This is a genomic window from Neorhizobium sp. R1-B (genome assembly GCF_004368875.1).
In the GTDB taxonomy this organism is placed as follows: Bacteria; Pseudomonadota; Alphaproteobacteria; order Rhizobiales; family Rhizobiaceae; genus Neorhizobium; species Neorhizobium huautlense.
The window spans coordinates 52,965-72,491 of the sequence record NZ_SOEM01000006.1 but is presented as its reverse complement, the minus strand read 5'-3'; the positions used below and the strand labels follow the sequence as shown (position 1 = coordinate 72,491).

Here is a 19,527-nt window from a genome sequence, read left to right as displayed (position 1 = left end):
TCGCGGTCAGTATCAGCCGAGCCGCATCTCGGTCTGCTGGTCGAAGAGGTGTAGGTGGGACGGATCGAACCGCAACCCTATCACCTCGCCGGATCGGATCGCTGCACGGCTATTGAGCACAATGACGAGTTCCGGCTCCGTCGCGGTGGTGATGTAAGTGCTGGCGCCCGTGGTTTCCACGGCGCCGACGGGCAGGCGCAGCATCGCGTCCGCATCGCCGGCAAGTTCGAAATGCTCCGGCCGAATACCGACCAATAACGGCTGGCCCGCCTGGACGGGTCTTGTCAAAGGAATCGCCTGCGGCGCCTCGAATTCGAGGCGGAGAGACTTTCCATCGGCCCCGGACGACGCAGGCACGAAATTCATGGCAGGCGAGCCGATGAAGCCGGCAACGAATTTGTTCACCGGACGATCATAGAGATCCAGCGGCGCGCCCTGTTGTTCTATGATCCCTTGACGCATGACGACCACATGATCGGCCATGGTCATCGCCTCGATCTGATCGTGGGTAACGTAGACGGACGTTGCCTTGAGCCGATCATGAAGGGCGCGGATCTCCTTGCGCATATGCACGCGCAACGCAGCGTCCAGATTGGACAATGGCTCGTCGAACAGAAACGCTTTAGGGTTGCGGATAATCGCCCGGCTCATCGCCACGCGCTGGCGTTGACCGCCGGAGAGCTCTCGCGGATACCGGCCAAGAAGGTGGGAAAGGCCCGTCGTCGCTGCGACCTCCTCGGCCTTGCGCTTGGCCTCGGCCTTATCGACACCCCGGATGCGAAGACTATAGGTGAGGTTCTGTTCGACCGTCATATGCGGATAGAGCGCATAGGATTGAAAAACCATGGCAAGGTCGCGCTTGCGAGGCGGCACCCCGTTCATCTTCGTCCCGGCAATGACGAGGTCGCCGCTTGAAATCGTTTCAAGGCCGGCCAATGAACGCAGAAGCGTGGATTTCCCGCAGCCCGATGGTCCGACCAATGCCACAAACGCGCCTTTGCGGATCTTCAGGTCGATATCCCGCAGCGCATGGTAGGCGCCGTAATATTTGTTGATACCCGTCAGCTCGATCTGGTGCACGGTCATTTAAGAGCTCCCGACGTCAGGCCGGACACGATCCGGCGCTGCAAGAGGACGAAGATGGCAAGAATCGGGGTCACATACATCGCCGCATAGGCCATGATATTGTTCCATTCGTTCGTATTGGGCCCCATGAACGAGTTGAGCCCCACGCTTGCCGGCTGATATTCGATCGCCTGGATCATAGACTTCGAGTAGACGAATTCGCCGAAAGCCTGCATGAAAATCAGAATGGCGCTGACGAGAATGCCGTTGCGCGCAAGCGGCAGAACGATATGGAAGAAGGCTCCGAAGCGGGAATTTCCGTCGACAAGCGCGGCTTCCTCGAGCTCCATCGGCACGCTCATGAAGGTCGCGCGCACCAGGACCACAAAGAACGGCATGCTTTTGGCCGCAATCGCCAGGATGACAGCAGTGCGCGGGTAGTCCAGGAGACCTATTTGCGAAAATCCGACGAAGATCGGGGTGATCATCAGCGAGGCCGGCAGTACCTGCAGCATCAGGACGAGGAACAGGCCGGCATCCACCCAGGCATTACGGTAACGAGCAAGCACATAGGCGCAACCCGTTCCAAGAACGGCGATCATCGACACCGCCCCCGAGGCGATCACCACCGAATTCCAAAGATAACGGCCGACGTTTCGGCTCTCCCAGACCGAGCGGTAGATGCTCCATTGAGGATCGGCGGGCCAGAAGGACGGAGGCGAGGCAAACATGGCCGAGCCTGTTTTGATCGCCGTCACATACATCCAATAGAGTGGGAACAGATAGACCGCCGCCAGCAGAACTGCGATGATCAACATGATCTTGTCGCGCAAGGCCCAACTCATCCGCGTACCTCATGGCGCGTGGAACGCACATAGACGACCGAGGCGATCATCACAAAAACGATCATGATGACCGATATCGTTGCGCCTTGAGCAAAATCGTATTGTCGGAAGGAAAGATCCCAGGCCCAATATTGTGCGACATTGGAGGAATTGTTCGGTCCTCCGGCGGTGATCGCAGCAAAAAGGTCGAATTGCTGCAGCGTGAAGATCAGCCCCAGTGAAATGATGGCTCCGATCGTCGAGCGCATCATCGGCAGGGTGATGGTGAAAAAGCGCTGGATGACATTGGCTCCGTCCAACTCTGCCGCCTCGTAAAGATCCTGAGGTATCGTCGACAACCCGACCGAAAGAAGGATCATGTTGAAGGAAATGCCAAGCCAGATGTTGGCAATGACGACTGCCCACAGCGAGAAATCAGGGTCGGAGCGCCAAAAAATATGTCCGGTGATGAGGCCGGATTCCCGCAGCAAATAGTTCAGGACGCCAAAATCGCCGGACAAGATCCAGTTCCAGATGGCGCCGACCACCAGGCCCGGCATGACCCAGGAGACGAGAAAGAGGCCGCGCATCCAGGAGGCGCCTGGAAAGTTCGTCCAGAAGAAGAGCGCGAGCGCAAAACCAATGATGAACTGGCCGGCGATCGAGGCGATAACGAAAAGCGCGGTGTTTTTGAGGATCGGCCAGGTCTCCGGCATGGAAAACAAGGTTGTATAGTTCTTGAGCCCAACGAACGGTCGAAAGATCGTGCCGAGGCTGAACATGTCCACTTCCTGGAAGCTCATGACGATATTGTAGACAAGCGGCAGGCCCGCCATCGTGAAGAGGAAGATAAGCGGCACCGACACCAGGGCTATATCGAAGCCACGCCCGTCGCTGACGGAAAGAAGCAGTCTCTTCATGTTTCCTCCAGATCGACATTCACCTCCGGTCCGGAGCCGCAAGGACTGGCCACTGCGGCCCCGGCCGGGAGGAAGGAAAGCGGCTAGCGAAGACGCCACCTCAGCATCAGCCGAGCACCGCCTTGATCTTCTGGTCGGCCTGATCGAGCGCCTCCTTAGGGCTCATCTGGCCTGTCAGCGCGGCCTGGATGGCATCTTGAATGGCCTTGGAAATTTTCGGCCAGGCCGGATGCGGGCCCCGCGGCTGGGCATATTGCAGCTGCTCCTGGAAGACCTTCAACGCGGCATCCTTCAACGGCTGACCGGTCGATGGAATAGCAAGATCCGAGCGGGCCGGCAGTTGGCCGAAATCCTTGAACATCCGATTGTCCTGCGACACGAAATATTCAAGCACCTTGAAAGCTTCCTTCGGGTGTTGCGTTTTTGAAAAGATCGCCCAGTTGAAATCGCCCATGGCCGACGAGCGCTTCGAACCCGTTTCCGGAAGCGGCAGGAGTGCCACACCCCAATCGAACTTCGCCTCCTTGACCATGCGGTCCAGCTCCCAAGGGCCGGAAATCGCCATGGCGGCATTGCCCGAGTTGAAGGTGCCGGTGGAATCCCATTGGCTGCGGGTCAGCGTGTCGCGAGAGGCGAGTTTTTCGTCGATGATCGTCTTCCAGATTTCCAACGCCTTGACGGCTCCCGGCGCATTGATCTTGTCGTAGCCGCCGCCGCCCATCTGCGCCCAGGGGAGGAACTGGAACGTGCCCTCCTCGTTCGCCTTCGCAGAAAAGGTGATGCCGTAGACGTTTTTGGCCGGGTCACTCAGCTTGCGGGCTGTATCGACCAATTCGTCCCAGGTCTGCGGCGGCTTGTCAGGATCAAGCCCTTTGGCGCGGAACATATCCTTATTGTAGTAAAGCGCGATCGTGTTGGTCGCCTTCGGCACGCCAAAATATCGCTCCTTCCACATCACCGACTTCAACGGACCGGGGTAATAGTTGTCAGGCTTGATCACGCTCGACTGGGCAATCATATCGGTCAGGTCGAGGAAGGCGCCACGCGATGAAAACAGTACGTGCTCCGGGTTGTCGACGGCGATGATATCCGGCGCCTGCCCGGTCGAATAGGCTCGCATCGCCTCGCTCACAACGTCATCGAACTGGATCTGACGGTATTCGACGGTGATGCCTGTCTTCAGGTTGTTGAAATCCTTGATCAGGTTCGGTGCCGGCTGGATGTCGCGGTCAAGCGACCAGACGGTAATCTTCACCTCCTCGGCACGCGCCGAGGTCCAAAACGTCGACAGGCTTGCGACCGCAAGCGCGCCGACCAGGGCCAATTTACGAATATCCATGCTCTCCTCCTTCAGGTTGTACTCGCTGCGAATGCCTCCTCCAGGTCATCCGGCAAGAGAGGCTGCGTCAGGCGGGATCGATGACAAAGTCACCGCCCCGGCAGGACTTCAAATAGTTCAGTGCATGTACTTGGCCGGTCATCTCGAGCGCATCGCGATAGACCGGATCGTGCCACCCCTCGATATCGATCGATCCCGTCCACCCCGCCAGTCGCAGTTCGGAGATGACATCCGTCCAGTTGGTATCCCCGAAGCCCGGCGTGCGCATGAAAACGAAAGGATGTTTGCCGAAAATTCCGTGTTCGCGGATGACGTCCCAGCGGATCGTCGCGTCCTTGCCGTGGACATGGAAGATCTTCGCAGCCCATTTGCGGATCTGCGGCAGCGGCTCGATCAGATAAACCATCTGATGGCACGGCTCCCATTCGAGACCGATATGATCATCCGGCGTTTCGTTGAAAATCAGTTCCCAGGCATCCGGATTATGGGCAATGTTCCAGTCGCCCGTTTGCCAATTGCCATCCATGGCGCAGTTTTCAAAGGCGATCCTGATCCCCTTGTCGGCAGCCCGCTTGGCAAGTTCGCTCCATATTTCGCGGTAACGCGGCAGGCTTTCCGGCAACGGCCGCCCGCGCAGCCGGCCGGTGAAGCCGGCGACGCATGTGGCGCCAAAATGGTGGGCGTTGTCGATGCAATCCTTCCAACCCTGCAGCGTCTGCAGATCCATTTCCGTTTCTTCCAACGGATTGCCGAACATGCCTATGGTCGAAATGGTGATGTCGCGGTCGCCGATTGCCTCGCGGCAACGCTTGCCAAGGTCACCCACGTTCTGGCCGTTGGTCGTTTGCCAGAAGAAGGGCTGGAAGCTCTCAAAGCCAAGATCAGCGATCTGGCCGATCCGTTCGGCGGCATTGCCCTTCGTCGCGCTGACCATTGTCCCGATGCGAATAGACTTGGCTGGATTGCTCACGTTGAAAACCTCATGCTTGGATGGCGACAGGCTGACCGGTCTTTGCGCTCTCGATTGCGCCAAAAACCATGGCTAGGCTCTTGATATTGTCAAAACCGGCGGTCTCCGGAGGCCGACCGGATCGGATCGACTCCAGAAAGCCAGCAATCACGCTGGCATGACCATAGGTCTCTTCCTCATGTGGCGCAGCCGGCACGTCGACAGTACGATGCCCCCGCAGCAGGCCGGGTTCGTCGCCGGCAACCGTGGCATCGAAGCTTTCCTCTCCGTCCCAGGTGAGCATGCCCTTAGATCCGACCAGCCGCCAGGAGCTCTCCCAGCTCGTCCGTCGCCCCTCCGCACACCAGGAGCCGCGATAGGTGAAAACCACCTCGTCGCTGAAGCGGAAGACCGCGTTTGCCGACGCTCCATGCGCATACCACGAGCCTGGCGGATTGGTTTCGACACAGTAGACGGATTGGGGCTGCCTGCCGCTGACAAACCGCGCAGCATCGAATGTATGGATCGCCATATCGAGAAGCAGCACATTGTCCATGGCTTCCCTGAACCCGCCAAAATGCGGCGCGAGGAAAAAGTCGCAGTGGATGCCGGACAGGTCACCGATGGCCCCGCTTTCAACGAAGCGCCGCATCCGGCGCACGCCTGAGACAAAGCGGCGGTTCTGCACGACCGCATGGATGCGCCCGGCCTCCTCGGCCAGCCGCACGAGCTGCCGGGCCTCATCGAGTGATGCAGCCATGGGCTTTTCGCTGAGCACGTGGCAGCCGTGTTTCAGGCCGGCTGCAACGACAGGCTGGCGTGCGGCTGGTATCACCACATCGAAGAGAATATCGGCATTCGTTTTCTCAAGCACCGCTTCGAGATCGTTTCCGATTTCGACATCGCTGAGGCCGAAGGCTTCGGCAAGCGATCGGGCGACGGCAATATCCAGATCGACCAGACCGGCGATCGTGACCGACCTCGCCAGGTCAGGTTGCATGGCAAGAGCCCGCATCCACCCGTGCGCCATGGCGCCACATCCGCATAAGACGGCCTTCAATGTCACGATCTTCCTCCAGCTGACAGAGGTGATGCTCCTTCACCATCTCCGTAAACGTTTACGATCCTAGTTGCGGTTTCCGTTCTGTGTCAATAGGGTTTCGAAAACGATTACGATCTGGTGGACAGAACAATGAAGGGCATTCGCCGGCTGGCAGAACATCTGGATGTTTCGATTGGCACAGTTTCGCGCGCCCTCAACGGCAAACCCGACGTCAATGAAGAAACCAGGCGCCGTGTTTTGGAGGCGGCGGAAAAGCTTGGCTATGTCGCCAACCAATCCGGCCGGGCTCTGCGCAAGGGCGCAACCGGCGTTATCGGTTTCATGATGCAGACGGGCCGGGAAATCACCGGCCAGGGCGACACCTTCTTCATGAGCGTCTTTGATGGCGTTCAAGCGGTGTTGGCGCGCCACAAGCTCGACCTCGTTGCACTTTTATGCTCCTCGGAAGAGGACCCGGACGATTACCTCAAGCGCATGGTCGCGCGCGGTTTTGCCGATGGCCTTATTTTGTCAGCCACGCGGCGCCACGATCCTCGTTTTGAATTTCTGGCGCGTCACCAAATCCCCTTTATCACGCTGGGCCGCAGTCTGACGGATGTCGGCCAGCCCTGGATCGATCTTGATTTTGAGGGAATGGCCGAGCAATCCGTCGAGCGGCTCGTCAAGGCAGGCCACCGGGAGATCGGATTTGTCTGGCCGCATGGCGAACTCAATCTCGGTTACGTGTTTATCGAAAGGTGCCGCCAAGCCCTCGCCCGTTTCGGGTTGATATTGTCTGAGCACCATATCTTCCGGACTACTCCGAGCGAAATGGGTGGTTACAAGGTGGCTCGGGACATCAAGACCATCGAACGCCCCCCCACCGCTCTTATCCTGGTCAATGAGACGCTCGTCACAGGACTTTACCGCGGCCTGGAGGAAGTGGGGCTGCAGCCGGGGCGCGATATCGCCATTATCGGTCGCCAAAGCCCGCACGCACGTTTTCTGTCTCCCACCCTCACAGGATTCGACCTGTCGCTTCGCGACCTCGGAGTTGCCCTCGCCGAAGGGCTTTTGTCCGCAATGCCTGCCTATGCCGAACTTTATCCGAAAGCTCCGCGACAAAAACTGTGGCCGATGACGCTGATCGAAGGCGAAAGCGGCTGAAACTGCTTGCGCAGCACATGCCGAGGCGCAATTGTGCCAAGGTGGCGGCCCATTATCTGCCATGGCGGCAGACCGCCAGATCCGTTTTCAGATCACGCCCCAAGCCCGAAACCTTCCCCTACCGGTCAGTTCCCGCAGCGAGAGTTCGGCGGCAATTTTCAACGCTCCCTGGGGGGTAACGCAGAGCGCCTCGGCGATCATGCCCGCAGACACCATTGGCGTGGAGAGGACGAGCTCGATCAGCTGAGGAAGCTTTGATGACTGCCGCCTGCCGGCGGCTCGATGCTGCATCTGCTGCTTTGCCAGGAGCAGCCGGTCGTGCTCTTTCGAGCCGAATTCAGCCGCCATCGTGATCGCGTCAAGAAATGCCTTCAGCCGCGTATCCCGGTCTCGGCTTGCCCGACGCTCGCGCGCGATCTGCTTCAGCCCGAGATTGATTGTTGCGAGATGCGCGCTGGTGGCTCCAATCTGCCGCAGGAGTGCGGCGGTCAACTGCCGACCGAGCCAGGGCGCATGCTGAAAGACCTGCAGGACGTTCCAAGCATCCAGCAGCAAGGCTGCCCTGAGCAGCGGCGGCAGGCCCTCCGTCTCCATGTCGACAGACCGCCACTCCGCAAGCCGCTCGTCTTCATCCCAATCGGCCTCATAAACAAGGGGATCCCGGTCGCGCCGCAGCTGGGGCTCCGTGGTTCTGGCCTCAGCAAGCAGCACCTCGCTTCGTGCCAGAAGCGCATCGATGGCAGCAAGATGGACGGCAAGCGGATCATCCTCGTCCCCCTCCTCGGATGAATGCTCATGCGTCATAGCTGCGGCGTTATCGGATTGATCGGTCTCGCCTCCCCTTCCCCTGAGGCAACGCAAGCCCTCGGTACTCATGGCCCATTCGGGCGGGTTAGAAAAAATTCGCCGACGGGTACGCAGGACGTCATGCGCAATTGTCAGTTCGTGGGTTGGCGCACGCACGCTCATGCCGGCATCGTAAAGCACCAGGTCCTCGAGCTGGACCAACTCTCCGTCGACCCACAAGGAAGCACATGCTTCGGAAAAATGGGTACGCGCCAACCATCCCGGCCCGACAGATGAACGGCTAATCCGCTCGTCCACCCGTGCCAGCGCCGAGGTCGCAGCGCTTAAGGGCGTGAGCAGGTCCTGTAAGGGCAATTTGGATAATTCGTAACGCATTGAAAAAGCGTTATCTGATTTGCCTTTTGAAAGCTATAAGGGTGTTTGGTTTCATCACTGGGTGTTAACCATAATCGCCACCCACCCGGCGAATGATGAATATTGGGGTCGCCCGCATGAGCTTTGCCGAAGCGATGAACTCGACCACCGCAGCGATGCACGAATCGTAGCCCTCATCATATCCGTGCTGGCTGATTCTGACTAGGCCGACCTGCCCAGACAACATTGCACGCATCGATGATGGGCAACTCCACATATCGTCCTCCGCCAAATCACTGCGCCGGCTGCCGGAGCATCGATCCTCCCTGGGAGGAAAGATGACGACAGCGATGGCGCCATCATCGACAAAGACGCGGGGCAGCAGGAAGTCCTCCAAAAAATTACCGAACTAGATTCCGCTCCACCTTGAGGATGGCAGGACAACCCGTCTGCAGCCCGATCATGCAGTCCACGGATGACTTCCTGATGCATCAGATGACACTCGTTCACCTCGCAGTTCGGCATAAGCCGCGGCACCAACTTGGGCCCACATCACCTGGCAAAGACGCCCTTCAGCCCATGACTGCGATGCAGCGCCGGACTTGCCGGACTTGCCTTGGCAGAACCCACTTCTACCCTGAGCGCAAATGCGACCAGCAGCCGGGAGCGACTTCTACGGGCAAGTCCGAGTTTGCCGAGACGGCAACCCCGCCGGTTGGGGCGTTCAAGTTCGAGGCCCGCAGGTCCCACAGAGAGTTCAGAGCTAAAGAAGAGATGGAGGCCCTATGCGCCAGCGCAGGATTGCGACACCAGCCAGAGATCCGCGCGAAGTCCGGCCGCCGCCCCGAAAGCTGGGCCCCTGCCTTCCGCGCGTATCCAGACACACGCACCCTTTCGGACGCAGCAATGCAGTCCAACCATTTCAACGGCGGCAAAGACAGCCCTCTTCTTGCTGGCTCGCAATTCGACCGGAGAACCCTGGTTTGGCCCAACAGGCCGAAGGATTGACGGCAGTTAGCCGCGGCTAACTGCCGAAACACAAGCGAGAGAGAAGACCGGGCCTCGCTTCCAATTCGTGGCGCGGCCCAATCCGCCGCTCCGCGAATCTGATCTTCTTCCCAAAATGCGGCTCCCGATACCGCGTATGAAACGCAAGTTAGCCGCGGCTAACAGCCGCCCGGTTAGGGGGTCGTTAACCAAAAAGCCCTTGCCAAATCGACAGAATCGGGTCTCTTTCATTAACTGCGGTAAAAAACGTTTTCCTCGCCCAGAACCGTAGTTTTAGAAATTAGGCGCTCAAGTAAATGAAGCAAGCTGTTGAGAAGAATGCCGCTCCCCCGGTGGCGGACCTCAAGGGACTTATCCAGCATCATTCCGCTGCCCTGTCGGCGCAGTTGCAGGCCCATCATATGGCCGTCTTTCCGCCCAATGCGGAAAAGACAATTCGCAATTTCACGCCGGCTGAGACCGCCAAGTTGATCGGCATCGGCGAGGGGTATCTGCGACAGGTCGCTGCCGAAATGCCGGATCTCGCAGCCAGCCAAACCGGCGGGCGCCGCAGCTATTCCGTCGACGATATCCAGGCATTGCGTGTTCATCTTGACCAAGGCAGCAGGGGCGGGCGGCGATATCTGCCTCACCGCCGCGGAGATGAGGCGCTCCAGGTCATTGCTGTCATGAATTTCAAAGGTGGCTCCGGCAAGACCACAACGTCGGCGCATCTCGCCCAGTATCTGGCCTTAAGAGGCTACCGCGTCCTTGCCATCGACCTCGATCCCCAGGCGAGCCTTTCTGCACTTTTCGGGCACCAACCCGAAATCGATGTCGGACCAAACGAGACGCTTTACGGAGCAATCCGTTATGACGGCGAACGCCGCCCGATCGCCGAGATTGTCAGGGCGACCTATATTCCGGACTTACATCTCATTCCCGGAAACCTCGAACTGATGGAGTTCGAGCATGATACACCCCGCGCCCTGATGAAGCGGCAAGTCGGAGACACCTTGTTTTTCGCAAGGATCGGGCAGGCGCTTGCTCAGGCGCAAAATCTCTATGATGTCGTCGTCATCGACTGCCCGCCACAACTCGGCTACCTCACGCTCTCAGCGCTGACGGCCGCGACATCCGTCCTTGTCACCGTGCACCCGCAAATGCTGGACGTCATGTCGATGAACCAGTTTCTGGCAATGACTGGCGATCTGCTCGAAGAGATCAGCAATGCCGGAGCACGCTCGGACTACAATTGGATGCGATATCTCGTCACTCGCTTCGAGCCCAGTGATGGGCCTCAAAATCAGATGGTGGCATTCCTTCGCTCCATATTCGGTGAACATGTGCTGATCCATCCGATGTTGAAAAGCACCGCGGTCTCCGATGCCGGGCTTACCAACAACACGCTCTTCGAAGTGGAGCGCGGTCAATTTACGCGCTCCACATACGATCGCGCGCTGGAGGCCATGAACAACGTCAATGCAGAGATAGAGACTCTGATCAAGAAAGCATGGGGGAGGGCCGCATGAGCAGAAAAGACGTTTTCGCCAATCTGCAACCACCGGCGCCAGCCCAGCCGGAAATTCGGACAGCCAAGAATCGTTTGCGGCCGATCCTCGGTTCACCGGAATTGCTGGAGAACGGATCACGGTCGCCCGTAGGTGCCATCGGCCAATCCTTAAGCGAAGTGAACGACCGCAATCGCCGTGCCGACGAGATCGAGAGGCGTTTGTCGCAGGGCCATGCGGTCATTTCCCTGGATACCGCTGATATCGATCCCTCCTTCATTCCAGACCGTATGCCTGGCGCCAAGGAAGCACATGACCGGCTCGTGGCGTCAATTCGGGAGCAGGGGCAGCAAGTACCAATTCTGGTCCGGCCCCATCCAGAAATCCCAGGCCGCTATCAGGTCGCTTTCGGTCACCGCCGCTTGCGTGCCATCACCGAGCTCGGCCAGCAGATCAATGCCATCGTGCGCGAACTATCGGACGAACAGCTCGTCGTCGCCCAGGGACAGGAAAACAACGAGCGCCAGGACCTTACCTACATAGAAAAAGCGCGGTTTGCGCAGCGATTGCAGCAGCGCTTTCCCCGCGACGTCATCATGGCCGCCATGTCGCTCTATAAAAGCGACCTGTCCAACATGCTCTCAGTGGTGTCGCGGATCCCGGCAGAACTGATCGATATGATCGGTCCCGCGCCATCGGTCGGAAGGCGCAGCTGGATGGAGCTTTCCGATCTCCTATCCACCGACAAGGTCGTAGACCGGGCCAAAGCCTTCCTGGGCCGGTCCGAGATCGCCGAGTGGGAATCCGAAGACCGGTTCAAGGCGCTGATGGAGCATCTCAAGCCGCGGCCGCAAAAGGCCAAGTCGGATGTCTGGGCAACCGGCACAGGCGCTCGCCTGGCAAAGGTCACCCACAACGATACTCGCGTCGAAATTCTTATCGATCGAAGGGAGGCGCCGGAATTTGCAGCCTTCGTGCTCGATCGCCTCAAGGCTTTGTTCGAAGAGCATCGCTCTAAGAACTGAACAACACGGAACCAAAGCAGGAGCATCCAGCAAAAGAAAAAAGCCCCCGAACGTTACCGTCACGGAAGCTTTCCTCGTAGTCTCGACAGCTTCGAGAATCGCATTTCCGAGAATCACTGTCAAGAGTTTTGGCGCCTTTCGGGCGAGTGGATTTCTTTTGCCTAAACCAAGGTGAAGGCAAATGAGGCATGAATTTATAACGACGCCCTTCGGGCGGCGATCGATGTCGCTTGGAATGCTGGCAAACCAGCATCTCGCCGACCAGATCGAACCTGGAATGCGCCGGAACAAGTGGAAACTATTCCGATCGGTCTGCGAAGCCCGCCGAGCCCTGGGGATCAGTGACCGGTCGTTGACCGTTCTTGATGCGCTCCTGACATTTTATCCGGCGGACGAACTCAGCCAAGACAGCAGCCTTGTTGTTTTCCCCTCAAACGCTCAGCTCTCTCTCCGGGCAAGGGGGATGACGCCCGCAACTCTTCGCAGGCATCTCTCCATGCTGATCGAGGCCGGCCTGATTTTCCGCAAGGATAGTCCAAATGGAAAACGTTACGCGCGGCGTGCACGGAGCGGGCAAATCAGCGAGGTTTTCGGCTTCAGCCTTGCGCCTCTGCTCGCCAGAGCGTCTGAAATCGATTGCCTTGCTGCCGGGATCATAACCGACAGAGAAAATCTCAAGGCGACCAGGGAACAGATCAGCATCTGCCGACGCGATATCTCCAAGCTGCTCGCGACTGCCAAGGCCGAAGCACTTCCCGGAGATTGGGATGATTTGTTGGCCGAATTTCGTACAATTACCGCGCAGATCCCTCGCAACCCCACCTTGGAAACCCTCCTGCCAATTCGGCAGCAGATGAACGAACTTCACCACTTCATCGTTAAGAGCCTGAAGTCACAAGTTAAAATTCGGAATCTGAGCGCCAATGAATCCCAGAATGAGCGCCACAAACAGGATTCAAAACCAAACTTCAATTTTGAATCTGAAAACATCTGCATCCGAGATCATCTTCCGCCTCCAAATCCGTTGGACCAGCAAGTCGAAGTCACCGAACAGCTGCCTGATGTCGATGAAGACATCCCAAATCACACACCGTCTTCCGAAGGGATAACGCTCGATCTGGTGCTTCGAGCATGCCCCCAGATCATCGATTACGCCCCAGCCGGATCTGTCCGAAACTGGCGCGATCTTGCCGCCGCCGCTGCCGTTGTGCGTTCAATGTTCGATGTGAGCACGACAGCCTACACCAAGGCCTGCGCCACGATGGGGATTGAAACGACGGCGATCGTTATGGCCTGTATCCTCGAGCGGGCCACATCCATCAATTCGCCGGGCGGATACCTGCGTGATCTGACCAAGCGATGCGAACGCCGCCAATTCGTTCCAAACCGGATGCTCATGGCCGTCCTGCGGACTCATGCCAAAGTCGGTACCAGCAGTAATGAAACGGAGATGCCGCTTACGTTTAACAACGAAAAGCCACTTCAGAAAAAGCAATACGTTACCGTCTCGTCGGAATATTGCAGTGCCAATTGACCACGCATATGGCAGCCGCGGCCGGAGGGCTTTTCGCCCTACTCAAAATAACTAGCAGCAAAAGCCCCTGGGCTTCGGACAGCACGCCTCATTTTCCTGCTGGAGAGGCCGCAATACGCCTGACTTCGTCGGCAGCTGCGTTGAGGACGTCTTGCGACAAACCTTCGTCGAGGATGCGGGAGAGTGTGACTGCACCCACCATGAGCGACAATATGGTCATTGCTTTGCCGCTTGGTTCCGAGCCCTCGGTCACGTCCATGAGTTCGTCCAGCACTTGGAGATGAGCCTTTATGCCGTCCTGAAAAGGAAGCTTCACCTCCTCGCTTTGACGACGTGCCACGTCAGAACCGAGCGCCACCAAGGGGCAACCTTCGCCTTTCTCACCTCGATGATCCTTTGAGAGATAAAAACGGATTATGGCCTCCAGCGGATCCGGGGTCGAGGCCGCGGCGGTCGACCATCTGCCGGTCGAGCTTTCCATCGCCCGCCTTGAGGCAAGCGCTGCAAGATCGTCCTTGGACTCGAACTGCTTATAAAATCCGCCTTGGTTGAGGCCCGCACCTTTCATCAGGTCCGTCAATCCGATGCCATCAAAACCGTGCTCTCTAAACAGCCGGCTTGCGACGTCGATGACGACCTCGCGATTTGCCGCGGCTTGCGCTAAAAATCGCGGGGGGAAGCGCGGATGATTTCGCGCCGCCTCAGGAGAAATTCCTATGTCATTTCAGCGGCCGCCCGCGAAAAACATCCCCGCTCCGCCATTACCTTCCGGTCGCGGTTATAGTGATCGCGTCATCGAGCAGGGAGCCGGGTCGCGAACCGTTCTCCGCAAACGGGGAGCATCCGGCGCTCGATTGCGGTCGTTTAAGGCACGGCAACGCCGTCAGGGCGCCAACCGCGGGACGAAATGGTTTCGGAATTTGGACCCTCCGCAGCCATATCCCCCGGAAAAGCCGAAGCGATCGGGCAGGCAGAAAACCTGACATCCATCTAACACACCGACTGCCTGCCCATCCCTTTTGGCACCGTGACGACCACGTTCGTCGCGGACACTCGTCGTACCGGTGTCGTGGCACCAGCTTATGATGTCCTCCGCCCTCGACCATGCCGTTTTTCGCTATGTGGCAGAATCGGACGCCTCAATTCCCCCCAAGGCACAACCTGATTGCCGGCGCTTGGATTGGCCGGAGGCCGGCAATATGTTCTCCTCTGGAGAAGGCGGCTCTCGGCGATCCGCAGGAATCGCATCAAAAGGAGATGAGGCGATGAAACTGAACGACCCGACACTGTTTCGCGAGGCTGCGCTGGTGGGCGAGCGCTGGCTCGATGCCGATCCGTCGAACGCGGTAGAAGTCAACAACCCGGCGACTGGCGAGATCATCGGCCACGTGCCGAAGCTCGGCGCGGCAGAGACCCGCGCTGCGATTGAAGCGGCGCAGGCCGCTCAGCAGCAATGGGCTTCAAGGACCGCGAAGGACCGCTCGGCGATCCTGCGCAAATGGTTCGACCTGATGATCGCCAACAAGGACGATCTGGGACGTATCCTGACGCTCGAGCAGGGCAAGCCGCTGACCGAAGCGACCGGTGAGATCGTTTATGGCGCGAGCTTTATCGAATGGTTTGCGGAAGAGGGCCGACGCGTCTACGGCGATCTCATTCCGGGCCACCAGCCCGACAAGCGCATCATGGTGATGAAGCAGCCGATCGGCGTGGTGGCGGCGATTACACCGTGGAACTTTCCGAATGCGATGATCACCCGCAAGGCCGGCCCGGCGCTGGCCGCCGGCTGTGCCATGGTGCTGAAACCCGCATCGCAGACGCCGTTTTCGGCGATCGCGCTGGCAGTGCTGGCCGAACGGGCGGGCTTGCCCAAAGGGCTGTTCAGCGTGATTACAGGTTCGGCCCGCGAGATCGGCGGCGAGATGACGGCCAACCCGATCGTCAGGAAACTGACCTTTACCGGTTCGACCGAAGTTGGTGCGGAGCTCTACAGGCAGTCCGCGCCGACCATCAAGAAGCTCGGGCTGGAGCTCGGCGGCAATGCCCCTTTCATCGTTTTCGACGATGCGGACCTGGATGCAGCCGTCGAAGGCGCACTGATCGCCAAATATCGCAACAACGGCCAGACCTGCGTCTGTGCCAATAGGCTCTATGTGCAGGACGGTGTTTACGATACATTCGCGGCAAAGCTCGCTACGGCGGTCGGCAAGCTGAAAACGGGTAACGGCTTCGACGAGGGCGTCGTTCTTGGGCCTCTGATCGACAAGGCGGCTCTGGAAAAGGTCGAGGAGCATGTCGGCGACGCCTTATCCAAAGGTGCCCGCGTCATTCAGGGCGGCGGGCGCCATGCGCTTGGTGGCACATTTTATGAGGCAACAGTTCTGGCCGATGTGACGGCCGACATGGCCGTGGCGCGGGAGGAGACGTTCGGGCCGGTGGCACCGCTTTTCCGCTTCAAGGACGAGGCGGATGTCATTGCGCAGGCCAATGATACCGAATTCGGCCTCGCCTCCTATTTCTATGCCCGTGATCTTTCCCGAGTATTCCGGGTCGCCGAGGCGCTTGAATACGGCATGGTGGGCGTCAATACCGGCCTGATCTCGACCGCTGAAGCTCCGTTCGGAGGTGTCAAGCTTTCCGGCCTCGGCCGTGAAGGTTCTCGCTACGGCATCGAGGAATTCGTCGAGATCAAATATGTGTGCCTCGGCGGCATAGGCTGATTGACAGGAACCCTTCGATCATCCGCGGCTGCGGAGTTTTGTCGCGCACATCCTGCTTCTGCTTATCATCAGCATTGAGGAACGATCGAGCGCCGACGTGTGGTCGGGTCACGTCGTTCTGCTGCTGGGGAAGGCACGTTATCACGGCTCCACGGAAAAGATCGTTCCCTTCGCACCCGCCACGATCGCCGCGGCGTCTTCGAGGCGGCCGATCGCGGCCCGTCGGGCACCGTCTCTCGAAAAACGGGCCGCCGCGGCAATCTTCGGCCGCATCGATCCTGCCGGGAACTGACTTTCATCCACCGCGGACAAATCAATCTTGGAGAGCGGACGTGCAGCCGGCTTGCCGAAATCCGCATAAACGGCGTCCACGTCCGTCAGCAGAAGGAGCATGTCGGCGCCGAGTTGTTCGGCAAGAAGGGCACTTGCCGCGTCCTTGTCGATGACGGCTTCGGCGCCCTGAAGGCTGCCGTCGCGTCCTTCGACGACAGGGATTCCGCCGCCACCGGTGCAGATCACCGTCACGCCTTGCCGGACAAGGAGCGAGATGACGTCCGCCTCCAGGATGGCCTGCGGTGCCGGTGAAGCGACAACGCGCCGCCACTTCTCGCCATCGGGGGCGACCTTCCAGCCCCGCTCGGCGGCCAGTTTCCGAGCAGTCTCGGCGGCATAGACCGGACCGATGAATTTCGTGGGCCGCTGGAAGGCGGGGTCGTCCGCATTCACCTTGACGAGCGTTAGCAGCGTGCCGAAACGATGGTCTTTCAAGATGCCGGCAAGCTCCTGTTCGATCATATAGCCGATCATGCCCTCGGTCTCGGCGCCGAGGACGTCGAGTGGAAGGCCGGCCCCATCGGGGCCGGCTGTTTCAAGGGCAAGAAGCCCGACCTGCGGGCCGTTCCCATGTGTGATGACCAGCGAATGACCCGCCTTGATCAATTCCGCGAGGGCGACCGCGGCACGTTTGACATTGGCGCGCTGGTTTTCCGCAGTCAGCACTTCGCCGCGGCGCAGGAGAGCATTGCCCCCGAGGGCAGCAACGATCAGCATCTCAGCCTCCGATCGTGGCGACGAGCAGCGCCTTGATGGAATGCATGCGGTTTTCGGCCTGGTCGAAGACGATGGAGGCTTTCGATTCAAAGACCTCGTCCGTGACCTCCATGCAGTCTATGCCGTATTTCTCGGCGATTTGCCTGCCGACCTCCGTGCTGGCGTCGTGGAATGCCGGAAGGCAATGCATGAACTTGCTGTAAGGATTTTCCGTGGCTTTCATCACCTCCCGCGTCACTCGGAAGGGCAGGAGGAGGTCGATGCGTTCCTTCCAGGCGCTCTCGTCTTCTCCCATGGAAAGCCAGACGTCGGCATAGACGAAGTCGGCGCCCTTCACTCCGGTTGCGATGTCCGATGTGAGTTGGAATTTGCCGCCGGTCCTGGCGGCTTCGGCATTGACATGCTCGATGAACTCCCGGTCCGGCCAAAGCTTTTTCGGCGAGACGAGCCGGAAATCGAGCCCCACCTTCGCCGCACCGACGGCGAGCGACAGGGCGACATTGTCCTGGCCGTCCCCGACGAAAGCGAGCGCCGTGTCGGACAGGTGCTTGTGAGTGAATTCGCGCATCGTCATGAAGTCCGCAAGGACCTGGGTCGGATGCGATATGTCGGTGAGGCCGTTATAGACTGGGACGCCGGAATACCGTGCCAGTTCCTCGACCGCCGCCTGCTTAAAACCGCGAAACTCGATCGCGTCATACATCCGGCCAAGTACGCGCGCGGTGTCCTTGACGGATTCCTTGTGACCAATATGGCTGCCCGAAGGGCCGAGATAGGTGACATGGGCACCTTGATCATAGGCCGCCACCTCGAAGCCGCTGCGGGTGCGGGTGGAGTCCTTTTCGAAGATCAGCGCGATATTCTTGCGCGTGAGGCGAGGGATCTCGTTGCCGGCCAGCTTTGCGGCCTTTAGCTCTGCCGCCATGCGCAGTAGGAAACGAATTTCGTCGGGCGAGAGATCGTCAAGTGACAGGACGCTCCTGCCGTGAAGATTGGTGGGCATGAGTGTGTCTTTCCTAAGCGGCTTCGCGAACGAGAGGGCATGTCATGCAATGCCCGCCGCCGCGGCCGCGGCTGAGTTCGGCACCTTCGACGGTGATCACTTCGACGCCCTGGCGGCGCAGAAGCGTGTTGGTATAGACGTTGCGGTCATAGGCGATGACGGTACCGGGCTCGACGGCAACGACGTTGTTGCCGTCATCCCACTGTTCGCGCTCCGCCTCGTAGCGGTCGCCGCCGGTCTGGACGATACGCAGGGCCTTGAGCCCCATTGCCTTGGCGACGACCTCGGTGAACGGTTCATTCTCCTCCCGGATATCGATGGTGTCTTCTGCATTACCCGGGCGTAGCGAAAAGCTGCGCAGGCGGTTGACGACCGGCGGATACATGGTCACCAGATCCCGGTCGCAGAAGGTGAAGACCGTATCGAGATGCATGAAGCTGCGGTCTCGCGGCATGAGGGCGGCAACGACACCTGTGGCCAGTCCGGAGGCAAACAGCCGCCTCGCAAGCGCACTCACGGCTTGCGGCGTGGTTCTCTCGCCCATGCCGATCAGCACGACGCCGTTGCCGACTGGCATGACGTCGCCGCCTTCAAGGCTCGGCGCCTCTTCGCCGTCCGATGAGAAGATGGAGAAATCGCCGCCCTTGAAGCGCGGGTGGAAGCGATAGATGGCCTCAACATTGGCCGCCTCCGGGCGCCGCGCTTGCCAGTACATCGAATTGACCGACACGCTGCCGTAGATCCAGCAGGAGCTGTCGCGGGTAAAAAGCTGGTTGGGCAACGGTGGCAGGACGAAATCCTCCGGCGCCAGCGTCCGTCCGCTCAGGCCGCGCGGCTCGAACGGCAATTCCGCCCGGGCGATGCCGCCGACGAGATAGGTGGAGAGTTGTTCCGACGGCATTTCATTGAGCCAGGCCTGCAGGTCGACGACCATGTCCTCGCCTATACCAGGCGGCGCGACCCGCCGGCCGAGCAGCCATTGCCTGGCATCGGCGTTGTCCATCGTCTCGGCAAGCAGGTCGCCGAGGGAGTGAACCACGACGCCCCGCTCTCTCAGCGTATCGACGAAAGCGTCGTGTTCCTGCCGCGCTCGCTTGACCCACAGGACATCGTCGAACAGCAGCGACCTGCAATTGTCCGGCGTGAGCCGGCGCAGGCTGAGATCGGGCCGGTGGACCATCACCTCGCGGAGTCGGCCCACTTCCGAATGAACGCCTAAAGTCATCATCG

17 protein-coding genes are annotated in these 19,527 nt (G+C 59.3%); 5 read left to right on the top strand and 12 right to left on the bottom strand.

Going from position 1 to position 19,527, the window contains the following annotated elements; genetic code table 11:
- Positions 1 to 12: 12 nt before the first annotated feature.
- The 6 genes from EDE05_RS10895 to EDE05_RS10870 all read right to left on the bottom strand — a co-directional run bounded on the left by EDE05_RS10895 (position 13) and on the right by EDE05_RS10870 (position 6,163).
- Positions 13 to 1,086, bottom strand: a complete 1,074-nt coding sequence (locus EDE05_RS10895) for an ABC transporter ATP-binding protein (protein ID WP_105370861.1) — start codon at positions 1,084 to 1,086, stop codon at positions 13 to 15.
- A complete protein-coding gene (locus EDE05_RS10890) occupies positions 1,083 to 1,910 on the bottom strand; it encodes a carbohydrate ABC transporter permease (RefSeq protein WP_105370860.1) in 828 nt (275 codons plus the stop codon). Before EDE05_RS10890 ends, EDE05_RS10895 begins: the two co-directional genes overlap by 4 nt.
- A complete protein-coding gene (locus tag EDE05_RS10885; RefSeq protein ID WP_105370859.1) occupies positions 1,907 to 2,809 on the bottom strand; it encodes a sugar ABC transporter permease in 903 nt (300 codons plus the stop codon). Before EDE05_RS10885 ends, EDE05_RS10890 begins: the two co-directional genes overlap by 4 nt.
- A gap of 106 nt (positions 2,810 to 2,915) precedes the next feature.
- Entirely contained in the window at positions 2,916 to 4,148 is a 1,233-nt protein-coding gene (locus tag EDE05_RS10880; protein ID WP_134100997.1) for a sugar ABC transporter substrate-binding protein, read from the bottom strand.
- A gap of 67 nt (positions 4,149 to 4,215) precedes the next feature.
- Entirely contained in the window at positions 4,216 to 5,118 is a 903-nt protein-coding gene (locus tag EDE05_RS10875; protein WP_112800830.1) for a sugar phosphate isomerase/epimerase, read from the bottom strand.
- 10 nt (positions 5,119 to 5,128) lie between these two features.
- Positions 5,129 to 6,163 carry a Gfo/Idh/MocA family oxidoreductase gene (locus EDE05_RS10870; RefSeq protein ID WP_134100994.1) on the bottom strand — a complete coding sequence of 345 codons (1,035 nt, stop codon included), beginning with the start codon at positions 6,161 to 6,163 and terminating at the stop codon, positions 5,129 to 5,131.
- 126 nt (positions 6,164 to 6,289) lie between these two features.
- Between EDE05_RS10870 and EDE05_RS10865 the strand changes: the two genes are divergently transcribed.
- Entirely contained in the window at positions 6,290 to 7,306 is a 1,017-nt protein-coding gene (locus tag EDE05_RS10865; RefSeq protein WP_105370855.1) for a LacI family DNA-binding transcriptional regulator, read from the top strand.
- 87 nt (positions 7,307 to 7,393) lie between these two features.
- Here EDE05_RS10865 and EDE05_RS10860 read toward each other — a convergent pair whose 3' ends face one another.
- Both EDE05_RS10860 and EDE05_RS10855 read right to left on the bottom strand, forming a co-directional pair.
- Positions 7,394 to 8,488 carry an RHE_PE00001 family protein gene (locus tag EDE05_RS10860; RefSeq protein WP_105370854.1) on the bottom strand — a complete coding sequence of 365 codons (1,095 nt, stop codon included), beginning with the start codon at positions 8,486 to 8,488 and terminating at the stop codon, positions 7,394 to 7,396.
- Positions 8,489 to 8,552: 64 nt separating this feature from the next.
- Entirely contained in the window at positions 8,553 to 8,864 is a 312-nt protein-coding gene (locus tag EDE05_RS10855) for a hypothetical protein (protein ID WP_134100990.1), read from the bottom strand.
- A 907-nt stretch (positions 8,865 to 9,771) separates the two neighbouring features.
- Here EDE05_RS10855 and repA point away from each other — a divergent pair.
- The 3 genes from repA to repC all read left to right on the top strand — a co-directional run bounded on the left by repA (position 9,772) and on the right by repC (position 13,524).
- Positions 9,772 to 10,986 (top strand): plasmid partitioning protein RepA, encoded by a 1,215-nt coding sequence (gene repA / locus EDE05_RS10850; RefSeq protein ID WP_105370851.1) that lies wholly within the window; start codon positions 9,772 to 9,774, stop codon positions 10,984 to 10,986.
- Entirely contained in the window at positions 10,983 to 11,990 is a 1,008-nt protein-coding gene (repB, locus tag EDE05_RS10845; protein ID WP_134100987.1) for a plasmid partitioning protein RepB, read from the top strand. Before repA ends, repB begins: the two co-directional genes overlap by 4 nt.
- Positions 11,991 to 12,171: 181 nt before the next feature.
- A complete protein-coding gene (gene repC, locus EDE05_RS10840) occupies positions 12,172 to 13,524 on the top strand; it encodes a plasmid replication protein RepC (protein WP_134100984.1) in 1,353 nt (450 codons plus the stop codon).
- A gap of 88 nt (positions 13,525 to 13,612) precedes the next feature.
- Here the strand turns inward: repC and EDE05_RS10835 are convergent, their stop codons facing one another.
- Positions 13,613 to 14,236 carry a TetR/AcrR family transcriptional regulator gene (locus EDE05_RS10835; RefSeq protein WP_134100981.1) on the bottom strand — a complete coding sequence of 208 codons (624 nt, stop codon included), beginning with the start codon at positions 14,234 to 14,236 and terminating at the stop codon, positions 13,613 to 13,615.
- A 553-nt stretch (positions 14,237 to 14,789) separates the two neighbouring features.
- Between EDE05_RS10835 and gabD the strand changes: the two genes are divergently transcribed.
- Positions 14,790 to 16,244, top strand: coding sequence for an NADP-dependent succinate-semialdehyde dehydrogenase (gene gabD, locus EDE05_RS10830; protein WP_134100978.1), 1,455 nt, complete (start codon positions 14,790 to 14,792; stop codon positions 16,242 to 16,244).
- Between the two features lie 141 nt (positions 16,245 to 16,385).
- On the opposite strand, the gene EDE05_RS10825 is transcribed toward gabD, so the two are convergent.
- Genes EDE05_RS10825 through EDE05_RS10815 form a run of 3 tightly spaced genes read right to left on the bottom strand, consistent with a single transcriptional unit; the run spans position 16,386 to position 19,525 of the window.
- Positions 16,386 to 17,294: a carbamate kinase gene (locus EDE05_RS10825; protein WP_134100974.1), complete on the bottom strand. Its 909-nt coding sequence runs from the start codon at positions 17,292 to 17,294 to the stop codon at positions 16,386 to 16,388.
- Between the two features lies 1 nt (position 17,295).
- Positions 17,296 to 18,297: an ornithine carbamoyltransferase gene (gene argF, locus EDE05_RS10820; RefSeq protein ID WP_134100971.1), complete on the bottom strand. Its 1,002-nt coding sequence runs from the start codon at positions 18,295 to 18,297 to the stop codon at positions 17,296 to 17,298.
- A 13-nt stretch (positions 18,298 to 18,310) separates the two neighbouring features.
- Entirely contained in the window at positions 18,311 to 19,525 is a 1,215-nt protein-coding gene (locus EDE05_RS10815; RefSeq protein ID WP_134100968.1) for an arginine deiminase, read from the bottom strand.
- Between the last annotated feature and the right edge of the window lie 2 nt (positions 19,526 to 19,527).